16 protein-coding genes, 2 tRNA genes and 3 rRNA genes are annotated in these 20052 nt (G+C 38.6%); 6 read left to right on the plus strand and 15 right to left on the minus strand.

Going from position 1 to position 20052, the window contains the following annotated elements:
* The first annotated feature begins 147 nt into the window (after positions 1–147).
* The 6 genes from UMR38_04155 to UMR38_04180 are packed head-to-tail and all read left to right on the plus strand — an operon-like array spanning position 148 to position 5656.
* A complete protein-coding gene (locus UMR38_04155) occupies positions 148–1047 on the plus strand; it encodes an RnfABCDGE type electron transport complex subunit D (GenBank protein MEC9485051.1) in 900 nt (299 codons plus the stop codon).
* Positions 1044–1622: an FMN-binding protein gene (locus UMR38_04160; protein MEC9485052.1), complete on the plus strand. Its 579-nt coding sequence runs from the start codon at positions 1044–1046 to the stop codon at positions 1620–1622. Before UMR38_04155 ends, UMR38_04160 begins: the two co-directional genes overlap by 4 nt.
* A 9-nt stretch (positions 1623–1631) precedes the next feature.
* On the plus strand, positions 1632–2261 hold the full coding sequence (rsxE, locus tag UMR38_04165; protein ID MEC9485053.1) for an electron transport complex subunit RsxE: 630 nt from the start codon (positions 1632–1634) through the stop codon (positions 2259–2261).
* Between the two features lie 15 nt (positions 2262–2276).
* Positions 2277–2858: an Rnf-Nqr domain containing protein gene (locus UMR38_04170; protein MEC9485054.1), complete on the plus strand. Its 582-nt coding sequence runs from the start codon at positions 2277–2279 to the stop codon at positions 2856–2858.
* A 13-nt stretch (positions 2859–2871) separates the two neighbouring features.
* A complete protein-coding gene (locus UMR38_04175; GenBank protein MEC9485055.1) occupies positions 2872–3954 on the plus strand; it encodes a 2Fe-2S iron-sulfur cluster binding domain-containing protein in 1083 nt (360 codons plus the stop codon).
* A 10-nt stretch (positions 3955–3964) separates the two neighbouring features.
* The gene (locus tag UMR38_04180; GenBank protein ID MEC9485056.1) at positions 3965–5656 is read left to right on the plus strand and encodes a M3 family oligoendopeptidase; all 1692 of its coding nucleotides are present in this window, start codon (positions 3965–3967) and stop codon (positions 5654–5656) included.
* 15 nt (positions 5657–5671) lie between these two features.
* Here UMR38_04180 and UMR38_04185 read toward each other — a convergent pair whose 3' ends face one another.
* The 15 genes from UMR38_04185 to tsf form a co-directional block, all read right to left on the minus strand.
* Positions 5672–6328, minus strand: coding sequence for a ferric reductase-like transmembrane domain-containing protein (locus UMR38_04185; GenBank protein MEC9485057.1), 657 nt, complete (start codon positions 6326–6328; stop codon positions 5672–5674).
* On the minus strand, positions 6321–6686 hold the full coding sequence (locus UMR38_04190) for a cytochrome b5 domain-containing protein (GenBank protein MEC9485058.1): 366 nt from the start codon (positions 6684–6686) through the stop codon (positions 6321–6323). The genes UMR38_04185 and UMR38_04190 overlap by 8 nt, the downstream gene beginning before the upstream one ends.
* A gap of 110 nt (positions 6687–6796) precedes the next feature.
* A tRNA-Glu gene (locus UMR38_04195) sits at positions 6797–6873 on the minus strand.
* Positions 6874–6880: 7 nt separating this feature from the next.
* Positions 6881–6957: transfer RNA gene (locus UMR38_04200), tRNA-Asn, on the minus strand.
* Positions 6958–6972: 15 nt separating this feature from the next.
* A 5S ribosomal RNA gene (rrf, locus tag UMR38_04205) occupies positions 6973–7080 on the minus strand.
* Between the two features lie 35 nt (positions 7081–7115).
* Positions 7116–9950: ribosomal RNA gene (locus tag UMR38_04210) — 23S ribosomal RNA — on the minus strand.
* A 132-nt stretch (positions 9951–10082) separates the two neighbouring features.
* A 16S ribosomal RNA gene (locus UMR38_04215) occupies positions 10083–11622 on the minus strand.
* Together the 16S, 23S and 5S rRNA genes with 2 tRNA genes alongside form the textbook arrangement of a ribosomal RNA operon.
* 584 nt (positions 11623–12206) lie before the next feature.
* Positions 12207–13463: a proline--tRNA ligase gene (gene proS / locus UMR38_04220; GenBank protein MEC9485059.1), complete on the minus strand. Its 1257-nt coding sequence runs from the start codon at positions 13461–13463 to the stop codon at positions 12207–12209.
* A 14-nt stretch (positions 13464–13477) separates the two neighbouring features.
* On the minus strand, positions 13478–15040 hold the full coding sequence (gene rseP / locus UMR38_04225) for an RIP metalloprotease RseP (protein ID MEC9485060.1): 1563 nt from the start codon (positions 15038–15040) through the stop codon (positions 13478–13480).
* A gap of 11 nt (positions 15041–15051) precedes the next feature.
* On the minus strand, positions 15052–16197 hold the full coding sequence (locus tag UMR38_04230; GenBank protein ID MEC9485061.1) for a 1-deoxy-D-xylulose-5-phosphate reductoisomerase: 1146 nt from the start codon (positions 16195–16197) through the stop codon (positions 15052–15054).
* Positions 16197–17000 (minus strand): phosphatidate cytidylyltransferase, encoded by an 804-nt coding sequence (locus UMR38_04235; GenBank protein ID MEC9485062.1) that lies wholly within the window; start codon positions 16998–17000, stop codon positions 16197–16199. Before UMR38_04235 ends, UMR38_04230 begins: the two co-directional genes overlap by 1 nt.
* Position 17001: 1 nt before the next feature.
* A complete protein-coding gene (locus tag UMR38_04240; GenBank protein MEC9485063.1) occupies positions 17002–17736 on the minus strand; it encodes an isoprenyl transferase in 735 nt (244 codons plus the stop codon).
* A gap of 95 nt (positions 17737–17831) precedes the next feature.
* The gene (frr, locus tag UMR38_04245) at positions 17832–18389 is read right to left on the minus strand and encodes a ribosome recycling factor (GenBank protein MEC9485064.1); all 558 of its coding nucleotides are present in this window, start codon (positions 18387–18389) and stop codon (positions 17832–17834) included.
* A gap of 10 nt (positions 18390–18399) precedes the next feature.
* Positions 18400–19110 carry a UMP kinase gene (gene pyrH / locus UMR38_04250; GenBank protein MEC9485065.1) on the minus strand — a complete coding sequence of 237 codons (711 nt, stop codon included), beginning with the start codon at positions 19108–19110 and terminating at the stop codon, positions 18400–18402.
* Positions 19111–19169: 59 nt separating this feature from the next.
* On the minus strand, positions 19170–20045 hold the full coding sequence (gene tsf / locus UMR38_04255; protein MEC9485066.1) for a translation elongation factor Ts: 876 nt from the start codon (positions 20043–20045) through the stop codon (positions 19170–19172).
* Positions 20046–20052: the final 7 nt, after the last annotated feature.

Below are 20052 nucleotides of genomic sequence, written 5' to 3' on the forward strand. Positions count from 1 at the left end.
CTCTTTGATTTTAATATAGCATAGTAAGGACCTTAAGTAAATAATAATTTATTTAACTAACTTATAAATCTTATCATATCCCTTTATATCAGGTATATAATAAGATATAATATTTATAAATAAAATGAAATTTTGACAGAGGAAAGGATGACAGACGTGAAACAATTATTTGTGCCGCTAGAGCGGCAAAAAGTAACATTTTTTATTGGGACACTGATTATGTTAATCGCTGGCGCTACTATTTTTGGCGCACGTGTTTATTTGATGGCACTCGTTGCGATTATTATTGCTGGAGTGACCGATTTAATTTTTGCATTAATTAGAGGTTATAAATTAACACTTAGTATTGTTATTATGCCGATTGTGTTAGTCTTATTATTACCGCCAACAATGCCATTATACATGGTAGGTGTCGGTGCCTTTTTTACATCGTTTTTTGCAAAAGGCGTTTTTGGTGGAGATGATAAATATATTTTCCATCCTGCAACTGCTGGTGTATTATTTTTAATGATTACTTTCTTAGCTTATTTTACGACGATGTGGTTAGATCCCATCACTGGTACTGTATCAGCAGCTACACCATTAGGGTCTCTTGCTAGTGGTAATTTAGATGCTTCCCTTTGGCAATTACTTATTGGGACTGTTCCAGGTTATACAGGTGGGACCTTCCGGATTGGTATTATACTGATTGGCGTTATATTTAGTGTTCTTAAGGTTATTGATTACCGGATACCTCTTTATTATATTGGTTCATTCTTAATCTTCACCCTCATCTTTAACCTTCTAGCACCTGATACAAGTCGAGATGTGGTGATGAGTTTATTTACTGGAAACATTCTATTTGTTAGTGTGTTTGTCGCAGCTGATCCACCAACAACCCCTGATTATGATAAGAGTATTCTCTATTATGGACTAGGTCTCGGATTGATTACAGTTGTTATTAGACATTTTGCGGCGTATCCTGAAGGAACCATATTTGCTGTCATTATAATGAACAGCGTTGCGCCATTAATTGATAGTTTCTTTGAAACGGAGAAATCATCATGAATCGGAGTGTAAGAATGCTCGTGTTTGTTGCTCTGTTAGGAACATTTACATCCATCTTATTACTTGGTATGAATCAATTAACGGATGCACGTATTGAAGCAAATGAAGAGGCATTATTGCGTTCTCAAGTGCTTGATGGATTTGATATTGATTATACTGATACCAATATCAATACGGTATTTAATAAGAACGTTACAATACAGACCATTGATGAGTATACTTTTTACTTATATGAAGAAACAGGTGAACTCACTTTTCGCTTTGAAGGTGGTGGCGTTTGGGGACCAATTATTGGATTATTAACGCTGGAGCCTGATCTTGAAACGATTGAATATATTACAATTTTAGAACAAGAGGAGACACCTGGACTTGGTGGCGTTGTTGCAGAACGTCCGTATCTATCCAAGTTTGTCGATAAAGTTATGACAATCGATATTACAAAGAGTGCTGATATGTCAACAAATAGTGAAGTTGATGCGATTACAGGTGCCACTAGAACATCAGATGCCTTTGAAACAATTTTAAATTCAACCTATGAGACCGTCATCCCATTATGGGAAGACACACAAGAATAGAGGGATACAATGAAACTTATTCGCTTAACCTATACGAAATGGTATAACATATTACGTAATGGGCTCTCTCAAGAAAATCCAATAGCGATTGCAGTACTTGGTATTTGTTCGGCTTTAGCTGTATCAAATAAAGTTGAAAATGCATTAGCAATGGGACTGGGAGTGACGTTTGTTATCATGGCAAGTTCTTTAACTGTTTCTATGCTTCGAAAATTTATTCCCCAACGCGTAAGAATGATTACTTATATGGTGATTATTTCTACCTTTGTTATTTTAGTACAACAGTTTTTACAAGCTTACTTTCCTAGTATTGCGGCGGCTCTTGGCGCATATGTTGGACTCATTATTACCAACTGTATTGTTATGGGACGCAGTGAAGCATTTGCGGTTAAAAACCCTGTAAAATACTCCTTATTAGATGGATTTGCTAATGGCTTAGGGTATACATATGTCTTAGTTGTTGTCGCAGTTATTCGTGAAATTCTTGCCTTTGGAACAATCTTAAATATCCAAGTACTTCCTGATTCGTTTGAACGCTGGACATCGATGGCGATGGCCCCAGGCGGATTCTTCATTTTAGGCATTCTAATCTGGATTATTCGTGAGTTAACACGTAATTATGAAATGCAGGAAGGGTAATGAAAGGATGACATTATGGGAAACTTATTAGAAATTTTTACCGCATCAATATTAAATCATAATATTGCACTAACCTATATATTAGGAATGTGCCCATTAATCGCGATTTCAACAAATATCAAAAACGCAAAAGGGATGGGATTAGCTGTTATTTTTGTAGTAACCATAACAGCGATTATTAATTATCCAATATATCTCTTATTACAATATACTGATGCAACAGAAATACGCTTGTTAATCTTTATCATCACAATCGCTGCAACAGTACAGTTTTTGGAAACATTTTTAGAGAAATTTATCCCTAGTTTATATAATGCCTTTGGTATCTATCTACCATTAATTACAGTTAACTGTGTAGTCCTTGCTGTCAGTTTATTCTTTGTAAATCGTGACTATAATTTTGTAGAGACTGTATCATTCTCATTCGGTAGTGCAGTCGGATGGCTCGTCGCAATTGTCTTACTCGCAGCCATTAGAGAAAAAATTGAACGACAAAGTAATATTCCAAAAGGGCTTGCTGGTAAAGCAATTACCTTCATTATTTTAGGTATTTTATCACTTGCTTTTATCGGATTTACTGGACTAGCAAGCATTTAAGAGGAGGTCAATCATGAACTTATTTATACCACTCATCATACTCGGTGTATTATTACTGATCACCGGTATATTAATCTTACTTGACCAATTACTCGGTTCAAATAAAGAGAAAATACTGACCATTAATAATGATACAGAGATTAAAATTACACAAACTGATACCTTATTAAACACTTTAGCTAAAGAAGAAATTTTCATTCCAAGTGCATGCGGAGGAAAGGCAACATGTGGCTTATGTAAATGTAAAGTGACATCAGGCGCAGGAGATACGCTACCTACTGAAGAACCTTTCTTAAGTGAGGCTGAAAAAGAAGCCGGTGTTCGACTGAGTTGTCAGGTCAAAGTACGTGATGATATGCATATTGAGTTACCATTGGATCAATTAAACGCACAAGAATATAAAGCTAAAGTGACAGCTGTAGAAGATTTAACATATGACATCGTTCTCCTTCGTGTTAAACTTATTGAACCAGACACAATGGACTTTAAACCCGGACAATATGCACAGATTGAAGTCCCTGGATTAGAAGTCATTCGCGCGTATTCAATTGCGAGTAACCCAAAACATAAAGACATGTTAGAATTTATTATACGATATGTACCTAAAGGGAAAGCAACCACGTATATTCATAAAGCTGTCATCGTTGGTGATACCATTTCATTAACAGGGCCATATGGTGACTTCTACTTGCAAGAAGAGTCTGATAAAGAGATGATATGTATTGCTGGTGGGTCAGGTAAAGCACCAATCCGTTCAATCCTCTCTTACTTAAAAGACCAAGGGATGCCACGTAAAGTAACCTATTTCTTTGGTGCTAAAAGTAAAAAAGATTTATATTATACGGAAGAATTTAGAGACCTTGAGAAAGAATTCGATAATTTTAAATATGTCCCTGCCTTAAGTGACCCAGACCCAGATGATAACTGGGAAGGTGAAACCGGATTAATCACAGAAGTCGTCGATCGAATGACAGGTGATTTATCGGATAAAGAAGCTTACTTATGTGGTTCACCTGGAATGATTGACGCATGTAACAAAGTATTAGAGGATCATAACTTACCAGACCAACAATGTTTTTACGATAAATTTAGTTAAGGAGATAATAATGACATTTAATGATTTTAAGTATGAACGTCCCGATGTGGACGCATTAAAAAAACGCTTAGAAACACTCATCAACCGATTAGGTGATGAGACATCATTTGAACAAGAAAAAGATGCTATTAATCAATTGTTAAAAGAAAAAGATCATTATGAAACAATGGATACGTTAGCATCAATTCGGAATTCGGTCAACACCAAAGATGCATTCTATGAAGCAGAAAAAGCGTTCTTCGATAACGTCAATCCTGAGTTGCAAGCTTATGATCATAAATTTAAAAAAGCCTTGTTAGAATCTAAGCATATCGATAAGTTGAAAGCGGTTTTTGGTGATTTAATGTTTGATCAGGCTGAACGCGAACTAAAAACTTTTGATGAAAGTATTATTCCCCTTTTACAAGAGGAAAATAGTTTATCAACACAATATCAAAAATTACTTGCCTCAGCTGAAATTGAGTTTGAAGGAGAAATCAGAAACCTCAGTCAAATGTCACCCTTCTTACAACATAAAGATCGAACCATTCGCCATGATGCACAACTTGCAGTGTCAAGTTTTTTAGAACAAAACGAAACTGAAATTGATGCCATTTATGATAAGATGGTCAGTCTTCGTCATAAAATTGCTAAAGCACTAGGATATGATAATTTTATCCAACTGGGATATGATCGTTTGGGTCGTTTAGATTACGGTCCTAAAGATGTTGAAACATATCGCAAACAAATCTTAGAAGATGTTGTGCCACTCGTTGCCGAGTTAACAAAACGTCAAGCTGATCGCATCGGTATTGAAGAATTAAAATCTTGGGATTTAGGATTCAAATTTAAGTCTGGTAATCCGACACCAAAAGGTGACCGGGCTTGGCAAGTTGCTCAGGCAAAAGATATGTATAATCAAATGAGTGACGAAACTAGTGAATTTTTCAACTTCATGTTAGATAATGAACTACTTGAACTAGATAGTAAACCTGGTAAAGCAGGGGGAGGTTATTGCACCTTTATATCAGACTATAAAGCCCCTTATATCTTCGCAAACTTTAACGGGACTAGCCATGACGTTGATGTCTTAACCCATGAAGCAGGTCATGCTTTCCAAATCTTCCAAAGTCGTGACTTGATCAGTCCTTATCGTTGGCCAACGTTTGAAGCCGCTGAAATTCATTCAATGAGTATGGAATTTCTCGCATGGCCTTGGATAGATAAATTCTTTGTAGATGATACTGAAAAATATAAATTTCAACACTTAGCTGGTGCTGTTTCTTTCTTGCCATATGGTGCGTTAGTTGATCATTTCCAACATGAAGTCTATACAAATCCTGAGATGACACCTGATGAGCGAAAAGATACATGGCGTAAACTAGAAAAACAATACTTATCTTATAAAGATTATGGTGATGATGACTTCTTAGAAAAAGGTACGTATTGGTTCCGTCAAGGACATATTTTCGGTATGCCTTTCTATTACATCGATTATACATTAGCTCAAGTTCTTGCGTTCCAGTACTTTAATTTATCACGTGATAATCATGATAATGCGTTTAAGAATTACTTAGCATTATGTCAACTTGGTGGGTCTAAGAGTTTTGTTGAGTTAATTCACTCTGCAAACTTGAAAAACCCATTTAAAGAAGGCACTATTAAAAAGGTTATTAAACCAATTAAAAACTACTTAAATGGTATTGATGATACGAAATTATAATAAAAAAATCCGCTATTAGGCGGATTTTATTTTGGGATAAATACGATTTTTACTTTTCATAAATAGATATACCAAAAAGGCAATATGATATAGTAAACTATCTTCGGCATATGACACTTGTAGACCATTGAAGGCAATTAATGTAAATCCTAAATGAATATAAATCATAAGATAAACGATATATGCCATCTTGTGAACCTGTAACCAACGTTGTCTTGATAATTGTTTACGAATTAATGGATAAGATGTAATCACTAACGGCACCATAATGATAAACGCAATTAGACCGGTAAAATTATACCCGTTTAATGCTAAGTTAAGCCGCGTACTTGCATGTGGAATCAAAAATATAAACCCGATTAATGCCATCTCTCTTCTCACTTGCATAAATATGATATAGGGTTTACTTCCTCGATTAAATGCCCCGGTTAACATCACCAAATAAAACAAAGCAAACGACATCCCACCACTAGTAATCGATAAAAAGACTTCTTGACGGATTACATCATACCTAGCATTAAGTAGTATACAACCAACAAACCCTAAAGCAACTAAATAAACTGTATTTTCATGTCTATGAATAGGTTTGCGCCAAGCAATTACAAGAAGTGTTATAGGTATAGTTAAGAGTAACCCGCTCGCATTGCCAATTAAATCTAATACACTACTCAACCAGTTCACCGACGATATCTAGATTGTCTAATACACTCGTTCCATGAGGACTCAAGTTGTTAATCTCTTCAGTTAAATCTTGCCCAGCTTGTAAGCCGTTATGACTTCCCTCACTCCATTGTGATACATTCGTCACATCATATATGATACCATCAACTGCGATATAAGCATTATTACCATCCTGACCATCAAATTCGCTTAGTTCAGCCAAAGTCAACTGTAATAGATCACTACTATCATCACTATTATCATCAACAACCTTATCTTTTCCATCTTCTGTTGTGACATTTTCATTTGTACACCCGATTAATCCAAGAGATAAAGTGACTATCCCTATTATTACAAATAATCGTCTCATCAAAACCATCTCCTTTTTTTAATTATAAATGTTTTTTGTATTTTTTCCAAATAATACGGAATAAAACATAAAAAAAGTACTCATCTTGCGATAAGTACTGAATTCTCAATTGGTGACCCGTACGGGATTCGAACCCATGAATGCATGCGTGAAAGGCATGTGAGTTAAGCCGCTTCTCCAACGGGCCAAAAAAATGGCGCCCAATCTAGGACTCGAACCTAGGACCCCATGATTAACAGTCATGTGCTCTAACCAACTGAGCTAATTAGGCATATTATAGAAAGAAGCCTGGCAACGTCCTACTCTCGCACGATGTACTACCATCGGCGCTAAAGTGCTTAACTTCTGTGTTCGGAATGGGAACAGGTGTATCCACTTCGCTATAGTCACCAGACTATTCTTTCAAAACTGAATAATACTGCATTAATTAAAGTTAAGTCCTCGATCTATTAGTACCAGTCAGCTCCATGTGTCACCACACTTCCACACCTGGCCTATCTACCTCGTAGTCTACAAGGGATCTTACTTCTTACGAATGGGGAATCTAATCTTGAGGTGAGTTTCACGCTTAGATGCTTTCAGCGTTTATCTCATCCGCACTTAGCTACCCAGCTATGGGCCTGGCAGCCCAACTGGTGCACCAGAGGTGCGTCCAACCCGGTCCTCTCGTACTAAGGTTAGCTCCTCTCAAATTCCCAACGCCCACGACGGATAGGGACCGAACTGTCTCACGACGTTCTGAACCCAGCTCGCGTACCACTTTAATGGGCGAACAGCCCAACCCTTGGAACATGCTCCTGCTCCAGGATGTGATGAGCCGACATCGAGGTGCCAAACTCCTCCGTCGATGTGGACTCTTGGGAGGAATCAGCCTGTTATCCCCGGGGTAACTTTTATCCGTTGATTGGCAGCCTTTCCATTCAGCACTGCCAGTTCACTAAGACCTACTTTCGTACCTGTTCGACATGTATGTCTCACAGTCAAGCTCCCTTTTACCTTTACGCTCTTCGAATGATTTCCAACCATTCTGAGGGAACCATTGTGCGCCTCCGTTACTCTTTGGGAGGCGACCGCCCCAGTCAAACTGTCTGCCAGACACTGTCCCCCTGGTTACACACCAGCGGGTTAGATAATCAATGAACAGAGGGTGGTATTCAAAGGATGACTCCACCGAAACTAGCGTCCCGGCTTCAAAGTCTCCCACCTATCCTGTACAACGTTCATCAATTACCAATATCAAGCTACAGTAAAGCTCCACGGGGTCTTTCCGTCCTGTCGCGGGTAACCTGCATCTTCACAGGTACTAAGATTTCATCGAGTCTCTTGTTGAGACAGTGCCCAAATCGTTGCGCCTTTCGTGCGGGTCGGAACTTACCCGACAAGGAATTTCGCTACCTTAGGACCGTTATAGTTACGGCCGCCGTTCACTGGGGCTTCAATTCACACCTTTGCCGAAGCTAAGTGCTCCTTTTAACCTTCCAGCACTGGGCAGGCGTCACCCCCTATACATCATCTTACGATTTAGCAGAGAGCTGTGTTTTTGGTAAACAGTCGCTTGGGCCTATTCTCTGCGGCTCTACAATGTAGAGCTCCCCTTATCCCGAAGTTACGGGGTCATTTTGCCGAGTTCCTTAACAAGAGTTGTCTCGCGCGTCTTTAGATTCTCTCCTCGTCTACCTGTGTCGGTTTGCGGTACTGGTACCTTTTAAATTAATCCTAGAAGTTTTTCTTGGAAGCGTGAATTCACACGAATTACTAGATCACATCTCAATCTTAAATGTTGCGGATTTGCCTACAACAAAACCTCAATGCTTCAACCACAATCCATTAAGTGGCTCATGTTATCCTTCTCCGTCACTCCATCAGTTTAAAAGGTAGTATAGGAATATCAACCTATTATCCATCGGCTACGCTCTTCAGCCTCACCTTAGGTCCAGACTAACCCAGAGCGGACGAACCTTGCTCTGGAAACCTTAGACTTTTGACGGTAGGGATTCTCACCCTACTTTTCATTACTCACACCGGCATTCTCACTTCATATCGCTCCACCTGTCCTCACGATCAGACTTCTCCGCAATATGAACGCTCACCTACCAACCATACGGTTCCGCAGTTTCGGTATCATGTTTAGCCCCGGTACATCTTCGGCGCAGAATCATTCGACTAGTGAGCTATTACGCACTCTTTAAAGGGTGGCTGCTTCTAAGCCAACCTCCTAGTTGTTTAAACAACTCCACATCCTTTCCCACTTAACATGAATTTAGGGACCTTAACTGGCGGTCTGGGCTGTTTCCCTCTCGACCACGGACCTTATCACCCGTAGTCTGACTGCTGTGCATGTTAGTATGACATTCGAAGTTTGATTGATATCAGTATCCCTAGATGGGACCATCAATCATTCAGTGCTCTACCTTCATACCACTTTAATCACAACGCTAGCCCGAAAGCTATTTCGGTGAGAACCAGCTATCTCTGGGTTCGATTGGAATTTCACCTCTAACCACAAGTCATCCAAACACTTTTCAACGTATCCTGGTTCGGTCCTCCATTGGGTCTTACCCCAACTTCAACCTGCTCATGGCTAGATCACCCAGTTTCGGGTCTACAAAGACATACTTTGGCCGGTTAAGACTCGCTTTCGCTACGGCTCCACCCCTAAAGGTTTAACCTTGCATGTCATTGTAACTCGCCGGTTCATTCTACAAAAGGCACGCCATCACCCATTAACGGGCTCTGACTTCTTGTAAGCACAAGGTTTCAAGATCTTTTCACTCCGTTCCCACGGTTCTTTTCACCTTTCCCTCACGGTACTGGTTCACTATCGGTCAATTGGTAGTATTTAGCCTTACGAGATGGTCCTCGCATGTTCCGACAGGATTTCACGTGTCCCGTCGTACTCTTTGTCTAACGGAGATCTCACAATTTCGAATACAGGACTATCACCTTCTATGGTTTGCTTTTCCACACAATTCTTCTATCATGAGATTTTGTAACTCCAAAGTTAGACTTGGGCTGGTCCCCGTTCGCTCGCCGCTACTAGGAGAATCGAGTTTTCTTTCTTTTCCTGCAGGTACTAAGATGTTTCAGTTCTCTGCGTGTTCCCTCCAATAATGGATACTAGCTCTTCAAGCTAGTGGGTTTCCCCATTCGGAAATCTTCGGATCTCTGCGTACTTACTGCTCCCCGAAGCATATCGCTGTTCGTCGCGTCCTTCATCGGCTCCAATTGCCAAGGCATTCACCTTGCGCTCTTTATTTCTTAACTTTATTACAGTATTATTCACTTTTCAAAGACCTTCTAAATAAATGAAGATTAGAGAGCACTTAAGTCTCTCAAAACAGAATAGAACTTATCAATCGTTGTTTAGGTAATGTTTCAAATTGTCTTTCTCCCTAGAAAGGAGGTGATCCATCCCCACGTTCCCGTAGGGATACCTTGTTACGACTTTACCCCAATCATCCAACCCACCTTAGGATGCTCCTTCTGGTAAACCAGTTAGGCCACATACTTCGGGTGTTTCAGACTCTCATGGTATGACGGGCGGTGTGTACAATCTCCGAGAACGTATTCACCGTGGTATTCTGACCCACGATTACTAGCGATTCCAACTTCATGGAGTCGAATTGCAGACTCCAATCCGAACTGAGACCGGTTTTATAGGATTAGCTCCATCTTGCGATTTGGCGACCCGTTGTACCGGCCATTGTAGCACGTTTGTAGCCCAGGACATAAGGGGCATGATGATTTGACGTCATCCCCACCTTCCTCCAGTTTATCACTGGCAGTCTCGATAGAGTCCTCAACTTAATGTTAGCAACTATCAATAGGGGTTGCGCTCGTTGCGGGACTTAACCCAACATCTCACGACACGAGCTGACGACAACCATGCACCACCTGTCACCGGTGTCCCGAAGGAAAACTTTATCTCTAAAGCGATCACCGGGATGTCAAGCCCTGGTAAGGTTCTTCGCGTATCATCGAATTAAACAACATGCTCCACCGCTTGTGCGGAGACCCGTCAATTTCTTTGAGTTTCAACCTTGCGGTCGTAATCCCCAGGCGGAGAACTTAATGCGTTAACTTCAGCACTGGGTAACCCCAACACTTAGTTCTCATCGTTTACGGCGTGGACTACCAGGGTATCTAATCCTGTTTGCTACCCACGCTTTCGTGCATCAGCGTCAGTTCCGGTCCAGTTAGCCGCCTTCGCCACTGGTGTTCCTCAATATATCTACGCATTCCACCGCTACACATTGAATTCCACTAACCTCTGCCGTACTCAAGTTCGCCAGTTTCAAATCGCCCTCCACAGTTAAGCTGTGGGCTTTCAGATTTGACTTAACGAACCGCCTACGCACGCTTTACGCCCAATAATTCCGGATAACGCTTGCTCCCTACGTATTACCGCGGCTGCTGGCACGTAGTTAGCCGGAGCTTTCTGATCAGGTACCGTCATGCTGGTGTCATTTCCTAAACCAACTATTCTTCCCTGATAACAGAACTTTACGATCCGAAGACCTTCATCATTCACGCGGCATTGCTCGGTCAGACTTGCGCCCATTGCCGAAAATTCCCTACTGCTGCCTCCCGTAGGAGTCTGGGCCGTGTCTCAGTCCCAGTGTGGCTGTTCATCCTCTCAGACCAGCTATGCATCGTCGCCTTGGTAAGCCGTTACCTTACCAACTAGCTAATGCAGCGCAAGACCATCCCATAGCGACGCAAACGCGTCTTTAAATATTAGATCATGTGATCATATATCCTATTCAGTATTAGCCATCGTTTCCAATGGTTATCCTCAACTTTGGGGCAGGTTTCTTACGTGTTACTCACCCGTTCGCCACTCAGTCATATGGCCCGAAGGCCGACTGCGTTCGACTTGCATGTATTAGGCATGCCGCCAGCGTTAATCCTGAGCCAGAATCAAACTCTCCATAAATTATATGAATTGTTTTTAATAATCTTAGATTACTTTTCCTAAACTCAAATTGACTTGTTCTATTCAGTTTTCAAAGACCTAAATTACTGCACACTATTTTCTAGCGTGCGTTTAATATTCTACTACATGTAGGATATTATGTCAATACTTTCACGAAACTTTTTTCCGGTTTCTCAGTATCGTTACGCGCTTTTTTTCAAGCCCGCAATAAAGAGTATATTATTTTTCAGAGAACTTGTCAACACTTTTTCAAAACTTTTTTTGAAGTCGTGTTATCCGTGCTGATCGGTCAAAATCTTTCCGGATTTTCTCATAATTTTTGGCGTTAATTTTTCTTAACGCCGCAATAAAAAGTATACTCTTTTTCACCAGAATTGTCAACACTTATTCAAAACTTTTTTTAAGTTTGTGTTTTTCAATTTTTATAGTGAAAGCCGTCTTTTTAGACGTGCAATAACAAGTATACACAACACACTTAAATATGTCAATACATTTGACTATCTTTTTTCATCTTTTTTTACATCTAATAAAAAAGAGAAATCTAGGTAGATTTCTCTTTCATATATATATATATATAGTATTTACTATTGGTCATTTGAAGTTAATTTTGCACGGACTTCCTCAATGGTCATTACAGATTTCTTACCTGTTAGTCGATCAGCATATTCGATCTTACCCTCTTTTGCATCACGACCGATAATTATTCGATGAGGGATTCCAATTAAGTCTGCATCCTTAAATTTGCTCCCTGCACGCTCTTTACGATCATCAATGAGTACTTCGATGCCTTGTTCTTTGAAAAAGTCATAAAGATCAAATGCGACGCGGTGTTGGTTTTCATTGTTTAAGTTGATTGGAATCAAATGCACAGTGAAGGGTGCAATCTCTTCTGGCCATATAATTCCATCATCTTTAGAATGTTGTTCAACGCTCGCCATGAGCGTTCTAGATATACCAATACCATAACATCCCATTAGTGGATAGACATGCTTTCCTTCTTGGTTGATCACTGAACAATTCATGCTTTTGGTATATTTATCGCCAAGTTTAAAGATGTTTCCAACCTCAATTCCTTTTGCGATTAAAATAGAGCCTTCTTGACAGCTTGGACATGTGTCACCTTCGTTTAGGTGGCTGTGTTCTTGATTAGCCGCATAATCGCAAGTGTTACAATAAGTAATATTATCTTCTCCGACTTCACTAATAACCATAAACTCATCGGCTTCATTACCACCAATTTGTCCAACATCACTAGCAACCACTTTGGTCTCTAATCCACAACGCGCAAAGATACGTGTATAGGCATCCGCAAAGCGATCATACCATTCATTGAGTTCATCTTCTGTTTCTGTAAATGTATAGGCATCTTTCATAATAAACTCTCTCCCACGCATTAAACCAAAACGTGGTCGCATTTCATCACGGAATTTCGTTTGAATTTGATATAAGCTAAGCGGCATTTTTTTGTAGGAGTTTAAGTAATCTCTTACAACTTGTGTAATCACTTCTTCATGAGTTGGTCCAAGACAAAAGTCACGTTCTTTACGGTCTTTTAACCGCATAAGTTCTGGACCATATTTATCCCAGCGGCCTGATTCTTCCCATAAATCACGTGGTTGTAGGGCTGGCATTAATAATTCACTTGAATCAATTGCGTCTAGTTCTTCACGTATGATCTGTTCAATCTTCTTAATGACGCGATACCCAAGTGGTAAATAGGTATAAATTCCCGAGGCAAGCATTTTAATTATTCCTGCTCGACTCATTAACTTATGGCTCTTAACTTCAGCATCTTTTGGTGCATCTTTGCTCGTTGGTACAAATAAATAACTTTGTTTCATACTTTCACCCTTTACTATCTAATGTTAAATAATCGTAATATGTCGTTAAATGTGACATAGATAAATAGCCCCATTAAGGCTAAATACATCACGTAATGTAGTGTGTTTTCAACTTTTTTATTTGGTTTTCGTTTGGTCACGCCCTCATATCCTAAGAAGACTAGGCGTCCGCCATCTAAAGCAGGAATTGGTAATAAGTTAATGATACCTAAGTTTACACTAAGGAGACCAATCCAGTTTAATAAGGAAATGACACCTTGTTCTAAAGCGCGAGAAGTAATTTCAAAGATACCCACTGGTCCAGCTAATTCACCAACACCAATGCCAGCCCCTGCGCCATCGGAATCAAACAATAACCCAATAGTTGTAAAAATAATCATAGTAGAAGATTTCAATTGAGAAAATCCATTTTGCACAGATTTCACAAAATTGAAGTTATACACGGGGCCAATCCCGATATAGGAATCAACAACCGGTAGATTTTGTGTTTCCAAAAAGGCTTTACTGTAAGGATCACTTACGGTTAAGGTTTCCTCTTCTCCATCTCTTGAGACAACAAAATCAACATTCACTGGATTATCATCAGTTGGAATATTTAAGCTAATAGCTTCTATTTTATTTACAACATCAGTCCACGTGTTCATTGGTGTGCCATCTATAGAAACAATCACATCGCCAGCTTGGAAGCCAGCACTCTCTGCCTTTGTTCCTTCGGCTACCTCACCAATTTCTAAGGCATCACCTGTCTCTTTAGCACTGTGAAAGCCGATCGAATAGAAATATAATGTCGGTATTATTTGTTTTGAATTGACTTGGCCATCTCGATTGTAGGTAATGGTAATACTACGATCACCAACTAAACCATTCAATTCAGTCGTTATATCTGTCCAGGAATCAGTCGGTTCTCCTTCAATTGAGATAATCTCATCACCAGCTTCTAAAACAGTATCCGCAGGATAGTTTGGCGAAACACTTCCTAACGTATTATTGTCAAGATCTGGTACACCAACATAGAGATTGACCGCTAAGAAAACGAGTAACGCTAACACAAAATTCATAAACGGCCCCGCAAAAATAGCTAAAAACCGTTCAATAATTGTTTTTGATTCAAAACTTCGATTATGCGGCGCTATTTGAATCTCACGTTTTGGCATAATCATCATCGCATCACGATTGACCCTATACGCATTAATATAAAGTTCTGAATCGTCGATGCCTTTTAAATCAACACGCTCAACAAGGACTTCTTCTAGATGATTGTAGTCTTCATTCTCAGGGTCAATAACAATTTTTTCAACATGATTTTTATCATCAAACTGTAATCTAACCTCCATACCGACTTTAACCATCTCGTCATCCATCTCTTCACCAGCCATCATCACATATCCCCCAATAGGAATAGCTCTAATGGCATACACCGTTTCTCCTTTTTTGGTTGACCAGAGTAACGGACCCATCCCTATGCTGAATTCATGACATAGGATACCGGCACGTTTTGCCATAAGGAAGTGTCCTAACTCATGAATCATAATAACAGTACTTAAACTAATTAAAAATACTAAAATACTCACTAACATACTATCACGTCCTAACTATATTGCTGTAAAACAGTTTCTTTCACCTGTTCATCAAGCGATAAAATATATTCTATTGATAATGGCTTATCTTGTTTAAACTTATTTAAACATTCTACCACAATTTGTTCAATTTGTAAAAATGTGATTTTCCCATTTAAAAAGAGTTGAACGGCTGCTTCATTGGCCGCATTCAATACAACTGGTTTAATCCCACCAGCTTTACCCGCATTCAAGGCTTGTTCAAACAACGGATACCTATCTATTGATACTTTTTCAAAATGTAGTGTACCAACCTTTGTTAAATCCAATCGCTTTGCTTGAAACGGCATGCGTTTTGGATAAAATAAAGCAATATTAATCGGTACATGCATATCGGGTTCCCCCAAATGAGCTAACTGACTGCCATCATTAAACTCAACAAGTCCATGAACAATACTTTCTTGATGCAATAATGCCGTAATACGATCATAAGGCTGATCGAATAAATGATGTGCTTCAATCACTTCAAAACCTTTGTTCATCATAGTTGCTGAATCGACTGTGATTTTAGCACCCATCGACCAATTGGGATGATTTAATGCATCTTTCACAGTAACATTTTTCAACTCACTGCGTTTACGATTACGAAAACTTCCGCCAGATGCTGTGATATACAGATGCTTAATACTTTCTTTGTCACTGCCTTCTAAACACATCATTAGTGCGCTATGCTCACTATCTACAGGAATTAAGTTGACGCCTTCTTGTTTCACTAGAGGAACAATGATTTCGCCACCAATCACAAGTGTTTCTTTATTGGCCAAAGCAATATCTCTTTGACACTTAATTGCTTCATATGTGGGCTTTAATCCAGCGCTCCCCACAACTGCATTTACCAATAAGCCCCCATTATCCCCATATGTTGCGGCACGTACTAATCCCACTTCGCCAACACCAATTTCTAAATTGGGATAGGTTTGTTTAAGTTCATTCTTCGCTTCTTCTGAACCAACACTCACGAACTCTGGTGTAAATGTATCAATAATCTCTTTTAATGCTTGAATATTTGAATACGCTGTTGCAGTCATGAGTCTAAACTCATGAGGATATGCTTTTAAAATATCACATACTTGTTTGCCGATACTTCCTGTTGCGCCTAGTAAATAAATATCTTTCATTAGACAATCACTTCACTTAATAAGAACAGAATTACGCCAACAAATAAGACACTGTCAAAACGGTCCATTACGCCCCCGTGCCCAGGAAAAAGCTGTGAAAAATCTTTCACTGCATGATCGCGTTTCATCTTCGATGCGACTAAATCTCCCGCTTGTGCAAAAATACTTATAATCGCTGCAAATACAATCATTAATGGCAATGATAGTTCAATACTTAAGACCTGATTCAACCCAGTTAACCAAATATATACCAAGCTAAAGATAACAGTAAAAACTAATCCACCAATACTCCCTTCAATACTCTTTTTAGGACTAATTGTAGGAGCTAATTTATGTTTACCAAAATTAATTCCCACAAAATAAGCAAAGACATCAGTGACAACCGTAATTAAAAATAAATATCCGATATCTACTAACCCAGATTCTCGGAACGCAAATAATGCCGCAAACCCGATGCTCGGGTAAAGAGCTGCAATTAAAAACATCTTCATTGAATCATCAAGTGCAACATAATAATAGACTGATACGAGTAATATAAGACCAATCATTGTGTAAGCATAATACAATGATATGCCATTTTTAATATACAAGATTAAAAATGTGTACAATAACGCACTTGATACTAATTCAGTGGCATATAAATAACGATTGCGATCATTTGCATCGTCTTGTAAATGGGTTATTTCATATGTAGCGACAAGTGTTAACACACCAAATAAGCCGACTAAAAGCCAACTTCCAATTAGAATAATAGGAATAATGACAATGGCCATTAAAGCGCCAGTATAAATACGGGTTTCCACATTATTCCTCCTTCAATCCACCAAAACGTCGTGTCCGTTTTTGAAATTGCTTAATTGCTTTATATAATTTCTTTTTATTAAATGCTGGCCAATAAGTTTTCGTAAAGATAAACTCAGAATATGCTATTTGCCATAATAAAAAATTGCTCAATCGCTCTTCTCCACTTGTTCTGATTAATAAATCAAGTTCAGGTAACCCACTTGTATAAAGATGGTTTTCAATCACAGTTGGATTAATATCTTCTATATCATATTTCCCTTGTTTAACTTCTTTAGCAATCATTTTCGTTGCTTCTGTTAATTCATCATGGCTTCCATAATCAAAACAAATATTTAAAGTCATCCCTTGACGATCTTTTGTTTTTTCTTCTACACGTCTAATTAGTGACAACACATTTTCATTGAATCGATCACGACGACCTGAAAATATAACACGAATGTCATGCTCTTCAAATTGTCCTTTAAATGATTCCTCAAACTCGCTCGGGAGTTTCATTAAATAGTCTATTTCAGCTTTCGGTCGATTCCAATTTTCAGTGCTAAAGGCATAGACGCTCAACGCTTCAACACCTAGATCGTTGCATGCAATTGCCATATCTTTTAAGTTTTCACTACCTTTTTTATGTCCATACGTTCTTGGCATACGACGTTTTTTTGCCCAACGTCCATTACCATCCATAATAATCGCAATATGTTTAGGGATATACCCTTTTATAATTTGTTCTTTTAGTCCCATTTTTCCACCTCTTTTGCTTTTATCATTATACAACAAAATCCTAGCTATTACCATCAAATCATATTAAAAATGCACCCCTTAAGGGTGCATTTGTCTTAAAGAGTCATAATATCTTTTTCTTTTTGTTCAACTAATTGATCTGCTTTTTCTACGTATTTATCAGTTAATTCTTGGATATCATCAAAATAATTATGCATTTCATCTTCTGAGATATCACCATTTTTCTCTAATTTCTTAATCGCATCGCGTCCATCATGACGGGCACTACGAATAGAGACTTTACATTCTTCACCGAGTTTATGAATATCTTTTTTCAGTTGTTCACGACGTTCTTTTGTTAATGCCGGCAAGACAATACGTAATTGTTCACCTTCATTGTTTGGATTAATACCGAGGTTTGCGGCATTAATAGCCTTCTCAACATCTTTAACCATACTTTTATCATATGGTTTTACAAGTAATTGATTTGCTTCTGGGACAGAGATTTTTCCAACTTGCGACAATGGGGTTTGCACACCATAATAATCGACATGAACTTGCTCCAATAATGCCGGATTAGCGCGGCCTGTACGAACTTTAGCTAGTTCGTGTTTTAACATGTCGATACGATTCGTCATTTTTTCTTCTGTTTCTAATAAAATCATATCTGGCATAGTTTTCCTCCTAATATATCCTTGTTCCTATTTGTTCACCACTAGCAGCACGTCTAATATTACCTTCTTTATTCATATCGAAGACGACAATTTCAATATTATTATCTTTACATAGGGCTGCAGCAGTTGAATCCATAACGCCAAGATTTTTTTCTAATACCTCGTGATGTGATAACTCAGTAAACTTTTTCGCGTCTTTATGCACTCGAGGGTCTTTATCATATACACCATCGGTGCCATTTTTCGCCATTAAGATAACTTCTGCGTTTAGTTCTGCAGCACGTAAGGCACTGGTCGTATCAGTTGAGAAAAACGGGTTCCCAGTTCCTCCACCGAAGATCACAATGCGGTCTTTACTTAAATTACTTAAGGCTTTTCGGCGAATATAAGGCTCAGCAACTTGAGGAATGTTTAAGCTTGTCATGGTTCTTGTTTCCACTCCAAGTTCTTCAATAGCATTTTGTAGTGCTAATGCATTAAAGATTGTTGCAAGCATTCCCATATAATCAGCATGGCTTCGTTCCATCCCCATCTCAGCTGCAATTTTTCCTCGCCATATGTTGCCACCACCGACAATAATGCCAATCTCAAGATTACCCAAATCATATGCATTCTTGATTTCTTTGGCAATCTGTTTTACTTTAATGGGGTCTAACGCTAAGCGTTGATTACTAGATAATGCCTCACCACTTAACTTAATTATAACACGTTTTTTCTTCACAATAAACCTCCCATTACAAAGATAGGACACAAAAATTGCGTCCTATATATTTTATGAATTTATTTTTTAACTTGTGACATAACTTCTTCAGCAAAGTCATCTTGTCGTTTCTCAATACCTTCTCCAACTTCGAGACGTAAGAAAGAAACTACTTCACTGTCATTTTGTTTAACATATTGTTCAACAGTTAAGTCAGGATTTTTAACAAATGGTTGGTTAACTAAACAAATTTCTTTTAAGTATTTATTTAAGCGACCAGCAACCATTTTTTCAACGATTTTAGCAGGTTTACCTTCATTTAATGCTTCATTTGTTAATACTTCTTTTTCATGAGCAATGACTTCATCGCTGATATCATCTTGCGTTAAATACTTAGGATTGATAGCGGCAACATGCATTGCAACATCACGAGCAACATCTTCATCATCACCATTTAAAACAACTAATGAGACAATTTTTCCACCCATATGTTTATAAGGACCGAATACTTGCTCATCTGTTTTTGTTGTTCTAGACACACGACGTAATGAGATTTTTTCACCAATTTTAGCAGTTGCACTAACAAGGGCAGCCTCTAATGTTTCACCATCAAAGTCAACTTTTAATGCTTCTTCTAAGTTATTTGCATCACTTTTTAAGATAGCTTGACCAACTTTTTCTAATAAATCAGCAAAGTTTTCATTTTTAGCAACAAAGTCTGTCTCACTATTTAACTCATAAACAACAGCTTCATTTCCATCAACTAAAACGTTACATAATCCTTCGGCTGCGATACGTGTTTGTTTTTTCGCTGCTTTAGCGATTCCTTTTTCACGTAACCAATCAACAGCTTTATCTAAATTACCATCTGTTGCAGTTAATGCTTTTTTACAATCCATCATTCCTGCACCAGTTTTATCTCTTAATTCTTTTACTAATTTTGCACTAATAGCCATAGATTAT

The sequence above is a fragment of the Candidatus Izemoplasma sp. genome (assembly GCA_036172455.1).
In the GTDB taxonomy this organism is placed as follows: domain Bacteria; phylum Bacillota_I; class Bacilli_A; order Izemoplasmatales; family Izemoplasmataceae; genus JAIPGF01.